Annotated in this window: 11 protein-coding genes and 2 pseudogenes; 9 read left to right on the top strand and 4 right to left on the bottom strand. The window is 27.6% G+C overall.

All coding sequences use genetic code 11. The features are described 5' to 3' along the window. The 4 genes and pseudogenes from L1S49_RS22910 to L1S49_RS22895 all read left to right on the top strand — a co-directional run. Nucleotides 1-98: pseudogene (locus L1S49_RS22910) on the top strand (IS200/IS605 family transposase); the annotation flags it as partial. A gap of 182 nt (nt 99-280) precedes the next feature. Then, complete coding sequence (locus L1S49_RS22905) at nt 281-517, top strand: DUF3791 domain-containing protein (protein ID WP_238907652.1); 237 nt, start codon at nt 281-283, stop codon at nt 515-517. Next, nucleotides 514-1,011 carry a DUF3990 domain-containing protein gene (locus L1S49_RS22900; RefSeq protein WP_238907650.1) on the top strand — a complete coding sequence of 166 codons (498 nt, stop codon included), beginning with the start codon at nt 514-516 and terminating at the stop codon, nt 1,009-1,011. Before L1S49_RS22905 ends, L1S49_RS22900 begins: the two co-directional genes overlap by 4 nt. Before the next feature lies 1 nt (nt 1,012). Next, nucleotides 1,013-1,222: a hypothetical protein gene (locus L1S49_RS22895; RefSeq protein WP_238907649.1), complete on the top strand. Its 210-nt coding sequence runs from the start codon at nt 1,013-1,015 to the stop codon at nt 1,220-1,222. A 221-nt stretch (nt 1,223-1,443) separates the two neighbouring features. Here L1S49_RS22895 and L1S49_RS22890 read toward each other — a convergent pair whose 3' ends face one another. Next, the gene (locus L1S49_RS22890; RefSeq protein ID WP_238907647.1) at nt 1,444-2,505 is read right to left on the bottom strand and encodes an acyltransferase; all 1,062 of its coding nucleotides are present in this window, start codon (nt 2,503-2,505) and stop codon (nt 1,444-1,446) included. 649 nt (nt 2,506-3,154) lie between these two features. Between L1S49_RS22890 and L1S49_RS22885 the strand changes: the two genes are divergently transcribed. The 3 genes from L1S49_RS22885 to L1S49_RS22875 all read left to right on the top strand — a co-directional run bounded on the left by L1S49_RS22885 (nt 3,155) and on the right by L1S49_RS22875 (nt 5,784). Then, nucleotides 3,155-4,645, top strand: a complete 1,491-nt coding sequence (locus L1S49_RS22885) for an RNA-binding domain-containing protein (RefSeq protein ID WP_238907646.1) — start codon at nt 3,155-3,157, stop codon at nt 4,643-4,645. A 286-nt stretch (nt 4,646-4,931) separates the two neighbouring features. After that, entirely contained in the window at nt 4,932-5,378 is a 447-nt protein-coding gene (locus tag L1S49_RS22880; RefSeq protein WP_238907645.1) for a nucleotidyltransferase domain-containing protein, read from the top strand. Beyond that, complete coding sequence (locus tag L1S49_RS22875) at nt 5,371-5,784, top strand: DUF86 domain-containing protein (RefSeq protein WP_238907644.1); 414 nt, start codon at nt 5,371-5,373, stop codon at nt 5,782-5,784. Before L1S49_RS22880 ends, L1S49_RS22875 begins: the two co-directional genes overlap by 8 nt. Before the next feature lie 66 nt (nt 5,785-5,850). Here the strand turns inward: L1S49_RS22875 and L1S49_RS22870 are convergent. Further along, nucleotides 5,851-6,225 (bottom strand): annotated as a pseudogene (locus L1S49_RS22870) (Fic family protein); the annotation flags it as partial. 239 nt (nt 6,226-6,464) lie between these two features. Here L1S49_RS22870 and L1S49_RS22865 point away from each other — a divergent pair. Beyond that, nucleotides 6,465-6,686: a DUF1659 domain-containing protein gene (locus L1S49_RS22865; protein ID WP_238907639.1), complete on the top strand. Its 222-nt coding sequence runs from the start codon at nt 6,465-6,467 to the stop codon at nt 6,684-6,686. Nucleotides 6,687-6,824: 138 nt separating this feature from the next. Then, entirely contained in the window at nt 6,825-7,406 is a 582-nt protein-coding gene (locus tag L1S49_RS22860) for a sigma-70 family RNA polymerase sigma factor (protein ID WP_238907636.1), read from the top strand. A 62-nt stretch (nt 7,407-7,468) separates the two neighbouring features. Here the strand turns inward: L1S49_RS22860 and L1S49_RS22855 are convergent, their stop codons facing one another. Together L1S49_RS22855 and L1S49_RS22850 are read right to left on the bottom strand one after the other, a co-directional pair. Continuing rightward, the gene (locus L1S49_RS22855) at nt 7,469-7,699 is read right to left on the bottom strand and encodes a DUF2922 domain-containing protein (protein WP_238907634.1); all 231 of its coding nucleotides are present in this window, start codon (nt 7,697-7,699) and stop codon (nt 7,469-7,471) included. 39 nt (nt 7,700-7,738) lie between these two features. Then, nucleotides 7,739-7,963, bottom strand: a complete 225-nt coding sequence (locus tag L1S49_RS22850; RefSeq protein ID WP_238907632.1) for a DUF1659 domain-containing protein — start codon at nt 7,961-7,963, stop codon at nt 7,739-7,741. Nucleotides 7,964-8,186: the final 223 nt, after the last annotated feature.

Raw genomic sequence — 8,186 nt, 5'->3', positions numbered from 1 at the left:
ATTATATAGATACAGTTGGAAGAAATAAAAATGCGATAACAAAATATATACAAAATCAGTTACAAGAAGATCAGTTAGCAGAGCAAATAAGTATGTAGCAAGTGGGACTCTTCGAGCCCCACTAAGCCCCCCGGGCAAAGACTAGCTGTCACTTGATAGCTAGTTTTTTTGCGCCTAAATATCTATTTAACGACATAAAACAATATGGACTTAATGTTTAATAAATTAATATAATGGTATATAATATTATTATATTAATTTATTAGTTAGGGTGATATTTATGATTAGTATAGATGATATAACAGAAGAACAGCTATATTTTGCTATATATTGTATAACAGCATTAAGTCGTAATTTAAATATAATGCCATCGGATGTATACAATTTACTTACTGAAAAAACGAGAATATTAGATGAGTATATTATAAAATATTACGATACACTCCATACTCAAGGGGAGGATTATATAGTAGGAGAAATCGTTAATTTGTTAAAAAGCAAGGGGATTAAGATATGATAATATACCATGGTTCAAATATAATAATAAAGGAGCCTAAAGTAATAAAGTCTAATAGAGCTTTAGATTTTGGTATCGGGTTTTATGGTACAACATTTAAGGAACAAGCTGAAAAATGGGCTACTAGAAAATGTACAAATTTTAATGGAGAAATAGAGGGAACCCCAATTGTATCAATATATGAATTGAATATGAGCCTTGCTAGTGAGAGATTTAAAATTTATGAATATGATGGTGTAACTAAAGAATGGCTAGAATTTATTTTAAGTAATAGAAAAGATATTAATTCAAAGTCACCATATGATATTACTATTGGGGAAGTTGCTGATGATCAGGTATTTGCAACAATAAATCTTTTAGAAAGAGGTTGGATAGAAAAAGATGCCGCAATTAAAAGATTAAAATTTAAATCAGCAAACAACCAAGTCTGTATCAATAATCAGCAGGTAATTATAGAATGTTTAAAATTTATTGGAATGGAGGAAGTAAAATAATATGAAAATGAATGAGTTTGATGAAATATTAGTAATGCTTATAGATGATGTAGTATTAAATATTAGCAAATTAAAATCAATAAATAAATATGAAGCAATGAAATTATTTTACTCATCACCAATAAGTAAAATGATTTATAGAAAAGAAACAGGCTTATTTACACAAAGTGCTGCAAATATAGCATATAGATGTATAACTAAGATGCAGTAGCAACTTCACTCGAATAAGTTCTCCCTCGGAAAAATCCTTGGGCGCAGACTAGCTGTCATTTGGCAGCTGTTTTTTTACGTCTAAATATCTATTTAACGTAAGCGATAAACTACTAGGTGTACAAAAAAATCAACGACCATTCTCATGAGAGTAGTCGTTGATTTATACTTAAAAGTAGTTGACAATCTACAGTTAAGTAATATCTAAAAGTTAGTTTTAACTTAAGTATTTTTAATAGTCTCAGACTTAGATAAATATTTTATAATTGGTTTTAATATTGGATTTATAATTATATTGTCTATTATAAAGGCAAATATAAATGAAAATACAAAAGCTAAAGATATTGTAACAAATATACCAATGACTGGATTAATCCACATACCGTTGATACCTAGCTTATCATTTAAAACATATGAAAGCGTAAAGGCATGAATAAGGTAAATAGAGTATGAGTATTTATTTGACAATGAAATAACCCAGTATATAGGACCATTTTGAGGAAAACGGTGACTACTTTGCTTGAAAAACAAAAATACTGACGCAGTCATAAGCACCATAGTTGGAGATAAATCAAATAAGTTATTTGAAAAGCTAGGGATATAACGAATAATTATAATGGTAAAAATGAATGATATAACCCCTAATCTATAAACAGCTTTATTAAACTTTTCTCCCAGATCTCTTGTTAACATATATCCCGATATAAAATACATAACCCAATTGTCAAATACATAATTAGTAAGTCCTAAATTAACTCCTGTTACTGGGAGATAAATTGAAATACATCTAAGTATCAATATTACAATCATCAAATTAATGAGAATTTTGTTAGACAGGCCTTGAAGCATAGCTTTTAAAAAAGGTGCTACAACGTATAGACCTAGGAGCGTATATACAAACCATAGATGATAAAATACCGGCCCTTTCAATATATCTAGTAGAGAGTGTACTAAATTACTTAAACTAAATAAACTCCACTTATAATTAAAAATAAATAAATAGAAAAATGAATAGGCTATGAATGGAATAGCGACCTTAGAAAAACGTTTTACATAAAATTGAAAAAGGCTCTCTTCCTTTCCATTTAATAATAAAGCTCCACTCATCATAAAAAATATAGGAAGTCCTATTCTTACTAAAATTTGTAGTATTGTAGAATACCACCATTGAATGCTAAAATGTTTTGAAGTTTGAGCCACTATGTCTGAAGCATGTATCCCTATTATACATATTACAGAAATAAAACGAAGGTAATCGATATAATACCATCTACTATTTTTCATTATTTATCCCCTCTTTTTTTAATATAATATTTTATTTTTATACTATAAAATTGTTTAGCGAAAGTATTATAGCACCTTTAATTAGCTAAGTAAATATGGGGAATTAAATATAATTTTCCTCAAGTAAGTTGTCATAAAAAAAATAAAAGTATATGTACTGACACTTAACAGCACATATACTTTTTTAAGGAGTTATTATATATAAATTTTAATTAATTATTTACCCAAAATATCATATTTTAATATACTATCAGACAACTGAAGTTTCTGAAGTCCTTCTTCTATTACATCACTTATAGAATCTTTTGGGACTTACTATCCCTACTAGCTACCATTTTTTTATTAATAGCGAAAATTCCTGTTATTAAAATAGCTAAAGCTAGAGGAATAACTGTATAAACATTTGATCTATTAGAATCCTTTTTGTTTCTTTTTAAATTTTAAAAACAGAGTCCATATTAAGATAAGTGAAGCTACGACGCATAAATATATATAAAACTTATTTCCCTTATAAGGAAATACCTGCTTAAATAATTATTTTCACATAATTGCGATGCACATAATGTTTAATGGATAGTTGATTTGGTATATAATATAAGTATTAAAAGAGTGTTATAAATAAGAAGTCTATTAAAAGGGAGAGATATAGATGCCATTACCTATAAATATACAACAACTTTTTGATGGAACAACTGTTGAGTGGGAAAGAATAGAGTTTAAAGCAGGATGGAATCCTAATGAAGTAATGCATACCATATCAGCTTTTGCAAATGATATAAATAATTGGGGTGGGGGATATATAATTATAGGTGTTGAAGATATTAATGGGAGACCCGTATTACCGCCAAAAGGAATAGATATAGAGAATATAGATGATATACAAAAGAAGTTACTTAATTTCTGTAATTTATTAAAACCAACATATTTTCCAATAGTTGAACCCATACTGTATATGGGAAAACATTTGCTTATTATATGGGCTCCTGGAGGTCAAAATAGACCATATAAGTGTCCCAAAGATGTATTTGCAAAGCAAAAAGACTATAAGTTTTATCTAAGAAGATTTGCAAATACTATACCTGCAAAAGATGAAGATGAGAAAGAACTTTATAATTTAGCAGGGAAAATACCATTTGATGATAGAATAAGTCTTAAATCAGAAGTATCAGATTTAAAAATATCTTTAATAAAAGAATATTTACGTGATGTTGGTAGTGAACTTCATAATAGGGTAAATGATATTCCAACTGAAAATATTGGAAAACAAATGAATATAATTGATGGATCTAATGAATTTTTAAAACCTAAAAACATAGGAATATTAATGTTTAATGAATATCCTCAAAAATTTATTCCCATGAGCCAAATAGAATTAGTCCATTTCGAAGAAACATCTGCAGATAACGTTTTTGTAGAAAAAGTTTTTACAGGCCCAATACATGAACAAATAAAAAGTATTCTTAAATATATAGAAAATTCCGTTATAGAAGAGAAAGTAATCAAAATACCGGATAAAGCTGAGGCTATAAGAGTATTTAATTATCCATATGCAGCTATAGAGGAAGCGATAGTTAATGCTGTATATCACAGAAGTTATGAAGAAAGAAATCCAATAGAGGTCAGGATTGATAAAGAAAAAATTATTATTTTAAGTTATCCAGGTCCAGATAAATCTATTAGAAAGTCAGATATAGATAGTGGGCAAGTAATTGCTAGAAGGTATAGAAATAGAAGAATAGGCGAGTTTTTAAAAGAATTAAAGCTTACAGAAGGTAGATCAACAGGAATACCTAAAATATTAAGATCAATGAAGATAAATAATTCACCTAAACCTAAATTTGATACTGATGATGAAAGAACCTATTTTTTAGTTGAATTGCCAATAAACCAGTATTTTGATAATAAAAATACTTATGAGTATAAAATTAATACTGAGTTTAATGGTGAACTAAATAATGATCAACTAAGGGTATTAGAGTATATAAAATTATATGGAGAAATATCTACTGCTATATGTAAGAGAGAATTAAAATTTGGAAAGACAAAAAGTTTAGAACTATTTAATCAATTAATTGATTTAGGAAAGATAAAAAGGACAGGCAAAGGGCCAAAGACTAAGTATATCTTGGTTAGTGATTAATAATCGACCGCATTAATCGACCGTTTACGGTCGATTAATGCGGTCGGTAGCAAGTGGACTCACTGAGCTCCACAAAAGCCCCCCGGGCAAAAACAAGCTGTCACTTGACAGCTTGTTTTTTTCTGAAGAATTTATTTAAGGAAATTATATAAAGTAAAATTTAAACATTGTTTAATGGATATGTGATTTGGTATATAATATAAGTATTAAGATTTAATTTTATGTAATTATATTTATAGATATATTTAGCAGGCAATATAAAAAAGTTTAAAGCGTGGTGATTACTATGAAGTCTATCGAAACAGGTGAGTTTAAATTGAAAATAGATTGTTTTTTAGAAAAAGCAAAAGAATACTGTAATATAAAATTTGGTTATGTATTTGGCTCTTATTCAAGAGGTGAAGAAACTGAAAAAAGCGATATTGATTTTGCTTTTATGATAGAAGAAGGTTTAAGTAAGGTTGAAGAGGTTTTTGCTAGAGGAAATCTTATTGAGCTTGGAAAAGAGATATTTAAACTGGATATAGATGTAGTATTCTTAAATCAAGACACTCCTTTATTAAAATATGAGGTGATAAAGGACGGAACTATAATAAAAGATAATGAAGAAAGAGCAGAGTTTGAATCTTTAAGTATTCGAGAGTACTTTGACTTTAAGTATTACAGTGATTATTATGATGAGTGTATGTTAAACTATTTAAGGAAAAGCAAAGGGGAAAAGGTGAATGGTTAAGAGAGATGTGGTAATTTCCAGATTAAACAAACTCAGTGAGTATATAGGTTTCTTAAATAAGGTAAAAAGTTATTCCAAAAAAGAGTATATAGAAGATCCCTTTATCTATGGAGCTTCTGAACGTTTTTTACATTTAGCTATTGAATGTGTTTTGGATATTTCTAATCATGCTATTTCTGATATGAGATTTAGAAAGCCGAATAACAATAAAGATATATTTCAAGTATTGTTAGAAAATAAAATTATTACTGAAAAATTAAAGATAAATTTAAGTAATATGGCTGGCTTTAGAAACATACTAGTACATGATTACATAAAATTAGACAGAGAAGTTGTTTACGATATTATAATAAATAATTTAAAAGATATAGAAGATTTTATGGAAGTTATTAGTGAATATATATAAGAGAGAAGAACCCTTAAAGTAGATGTGCTGTCAAATGACAGCACGTTTTACTTAAAATATCTTATATTATTTGATTAAGTTTATATATAAATCTAAAGTATTATCAAGTTCTTCGACTACTAGCTTAATAAAATCTGTACCATCTTTAGTAGTATGCGCTTTGTCAAGAGCACTATAATATTTAATTCTATTTTCATTTCTAATAACTATAGGTGGATAACCATTCTTCATCAATTCTAAATTTAATAATAATCTAGATGTTCTTCCATTTCCATCAATAAATGGATGTATTCCAACAAATATAATATGAAGTCTAGCTGCCTTTTCAACTGGATGAATATTTTGAGTATTTTCATCGTACCATTTTATCAAGTTCTCCATTTGCTCTTTTATCAAAAAAGGCTCTGGTGGCATATGTTTTGCCCCTGCAATCATAACTTGTTGATCCCTATAGGTATAAGTTCTACTTCAGAAAAATCAACAGGCGCAGACTAGCTGTCATTTGGCAGCTAGTTTTTTTCTGGAAAATTTACTAAAGGAAATTATATAAAGTAAAATTTAAACATTGTTTATTGAAAATTGTGGCCATTTTGCTTATATTTAAACTTGAATTAACTTTACACAAATACTCATATTTAGACATATTATATTACTAAATTTAAGAATAGGAGGTAATATAAATGACTGAAAGTATATTAACACGTCTATCCTTAGAGATAGAGTATAAGGCCGGTCTAGATAAGGAAGGCAAAGATGTATTTAGAAAGTTTAGTATATCAAATATAAAAGAAGAAGCTTCTGATGATTCCATTGGAAAATTAGGTAATGCTATAGGAAGTTTATTGGATACACAAATATATAGAGTTTCTAAAGCAACTAAACATGAAATAATAACTTTTTAATAGCTATATAATCCATGATTAAAGGCATGCTGTCATTTTGATATTATGCCTTTTTTCTTATTTTCCAGTATTTGCTACACATATATATATTATTCGACATAGTATAGTAGTAAATTTAACAATAAAGGAGGCGATCTTATGGATTACTCTCAGCTTGAAGAGCTTGTTGAGCTATCTAAAAAAGGAGATAAAAAAGCAAGAGAAAAATTAGTTGAAAAAACTCTAAATAAAATCGGAAGTATAATTAAGAAATATAATATTTATCCTTATAGTAATGATGATATGATAAATGAGGCTTATAAGGTAATCTTTGAAAATATAGATTATTATGATCATGGTATGGGTAACTTCCTCCCCTTTATGGAATTATGTATAAATAGACATTTCTTCAATCTACTAAGAAAAGCTGTAAATGGAAAGTTAAAAGATGGAGTTAAAACCTTAATAATAGATGAAAAATTTGAAAATATTCTTTTCTATAAAATGAAATGTTTCGACGGAAAAATTATTAAAGATGATAGAATTGATTTTTTAAGCCTAGCTTTTAGAACAATTTTAACTAAGGAAGAACAGGAAATATTATACTATAAATATTTTCTGAAAAAAACATTAAAAGAGTATGCTGAAAATAATGGATTATCTTATAGTACAATAAAAAGAATCAAAAAGAGAGCTTTAATTAAATTAAAAAAATTTATTGAGAAAGAATTAAACCTATAGGTTTTTAAAATAGAACTCAGCTATAAGCAAATGTTTATAGCTGAGCTTTTTTAGTTTATATTTTAAAGGTCTACTTGGATGTCATAAAGAGTTGATCTTTTTTCATTAAGCTTAGCAGAATGAAAAGCTACTAAATCATAGCCTTTTTTTGTAAGCAGGATATTTTCTCTTAAGATTACAACAACTGCTTCAGATATCTCTTCATTTGTTAAATCATTTCTAACATCGGCAATAGTCAAATTAACTTTCTCACCACTTTTGGTTAAAAAAGTTAGTACAAGGCTATATTCCATTTCATTACCCCCAATCTTTAATTATTTTTGTTTGAGTTATTAAGAACCTGAAATATCAGAAGTTAATACTTTTGAATAGCCGCCTATTTCAGGAGCTAGTAGTGTTGAAAGTGCTTCAGCAAGAGCATAAATACTTTCCTTGGAAGCTGTAACTTTCACATTGTTTATAGTCTTTTTCTTATATTTTTGAGCTCCAGATTCAGTTAAACCATTTTTGAGCTTTATTATTAAAGAAAGAGAAAGAGGAGTTTCAGTTACTACCATAGGAAATCACCTCCTTTACTTTTTATTTTGTACAATATATAAATTACCGCGAAAATGAAAAGGGCTCATATTTATAAAAATTATTTTTAAATAAACATAGATTTTTTTTTGAAAGAAATATTGACAATAAATCGTAGAAAAATTAAAATGCCCTATTGAAGAATTGAAGAATTGAAGAATTGAAGAATTGAAGAATTGAAGAATTGAAGAATTGAAGAATTGA

Source organism: Clostridium sp. YIM B02506 (assembly GCF_022324845.1).
Taxonomy (GTDB): Bacteria; Bacillota; Clostridia; order Clostridiales; family Clostridiaceae; genus Clostridium_T; species Clostridium_T intestinale.
Note: the sequence above shows the minus strand (reverse complement) of the source record. Positions and strands in the feature narration are given on the sequence as shown.

Excerpts from the sequence above, each read along its gene's own strand:
- L1S49_RS22905 (WP_238907652.1), top strand. The coding sequence starts at position 281 with ATGATTAGTATAGATGATATAACAGAAGAACAGCTATATTTTGCTATA.
- L1S49_RS22900 (WP_238907650.1), top strand. The coding sequence starts at position 514 with ATGATAATATACCATGGTTCAAATATAATAATAAAGGAGCCTAAAGTA.
- L1S49_RS22895 (WP_238907649.1), top strand. The coding sequence starts at position 1,013 with ATGAAAATGAATGAGTTTGATGAAATATTAGTAATGCTTATAGATGAT.
- L1S49_RS22890 (WP_238907647.1), bottom strand. The coding sequence starts at position 2,505 with ATGAAAAATAGTAGATGGTATTATATCGATTACCTTCGTTTTATTTCT.
- L1S49_RS22885 (WP_238907646.1), top strand. The coding sequence starts at position 3,155 with ATGCCATTACCTATAAATATACAACAACTTTTTGATGGAACAACTGTT.
- L1S49_RS22880 (WP_238907645.1), top strand. The coding sequence starts at position 4,932 with ATGAAGTCTATCGAAACAGGTGAGTTTAAATTGAAAATAGATTGTTTT.
- L1S49_RS22875 (WP_238907644.1), top strand. The coding sequence starts at position 5,371 with ATGGTTAAGAGAGATGTGGTAATTTCCAGATTAAACAAACTCAGTGAG.
- L1S49_RS22865 (WP_238907639.1), top strand. The coding sequence starts at position 6,465 with ATGACTGAAAGTATATTAACACGTCTATCCTTAGAGATAGAGTATAAG.
- L1S49_RS22860 (WP_238907636.1), top strand. The coding sequence starts at position 6,825 with ATGGATTACTCTCAGCTTGAAGAGCTTGTTGAGCTATCTAAAAAAGGA.
- L1S49_RS22855 (WP_238907634.1), bottom strand. The coding sequence starts at position 7,699 with ATGGAATATAGCCTTGTACTAACTTTTTTAACCAAAAGTGGTGAGAAA.
- L1S49_RS22850 (WP_238907632.1), bottom strand. The coding sequence starts at position 7,963 with ATGGTAGTAACTGAAACTCCTCTTTCTCTTTCTTTAATAATAAAGCTC.